Origin of the sequence: Ciceribacter sp. RN22, from assembly GCF_024054295.1 — a bacterium.
In the GTDB taxonomy this organism is placed as follows: Bacteria; Pseudomonadota; Alphaproteobacteria; order Rhizobiales; family Rhizobiaceae; genus Allorhizobium; species Allorhizobium lividum.
On sequence record NZ_JAMXLD010000034.1, the window covers coordinates 1 to 743 of the forward strand.

1 protein-coding gene is annotated in these 743 nt (G+C 61.1%); it reads left to right on the forward strand.

Features of this window, described 5'->3' with window-relative positions:
- Positions 1-306 (forward strand): L,D-transpeptidase (locus NHF53_RS23895; RefSeq protein ID WP_252836442.1); only part of this gene is annotated, 306 nt, incomplete at its 5' end.
- Positions 307-743: the final 437 nt, after the last annotated feature.

Consider the following 743-nt stretch of genomic DNA (forward strand, 5'->3'; position numbering starts at 1 on the left):
GGCCGCGCCCGTATCCAGTACAAGAAGAAGTGGCCGGTCTGGACCCCGCCTGAAGAGATGATTCAGCGCCGGCCGGACCTCGTCAAGTACCGATCGGGCATGCCGCCCGGGCTGACCAATCCCCTCGGCGCACGAGCCCTCTATATCTTTCATGACGGCGTCGATACGCTTTTCCGAATCCACGGCTCCCCGGAGTGGTGGACGATCGGCCAGGCCATGTCCTCCGGCTGCATCCGGATGATCAATCAGGACATTGTCGATCTCTATGAGCGGGTCAGCGCCGGCGCGACCATCGTAGTCGGATAGGCCCGTCCGACCAGCGACGGACAAGGCCTGATCACAGAAATCACCTGGACCCGGACCTTCGCGGGGCGGCTGGCGCCGGCCAGCACGGTCGACGAAAGGTTCGGCTGCTTCTCGGTGCGGCGCGCCGCCAGGGACTGCGGCAAGCACCCGAACGCGCAGATTCAGCCAGTAAGGGAACCGCTCCAAACCGCCGGTTGCTCGGATTTGCCCCCGGGAGAGGCCATTCGATCTGACGAGGACGGTAGTCAGGATGCGCGGCCACCATTTCGAAAGACCGCATCATATTGAAAAACATGCGCCCTTCTTGAAATACGGTAGAAGTCAAAGCTGCGAGGTTGCGATCAGTGGTTGATTATGGTCGGGGGCGACAATGGAGAATGGACACAGCATTGCGGTACGGGTTGGCGGCGAGCATGAGTTCTCCAATCTGTGTGATA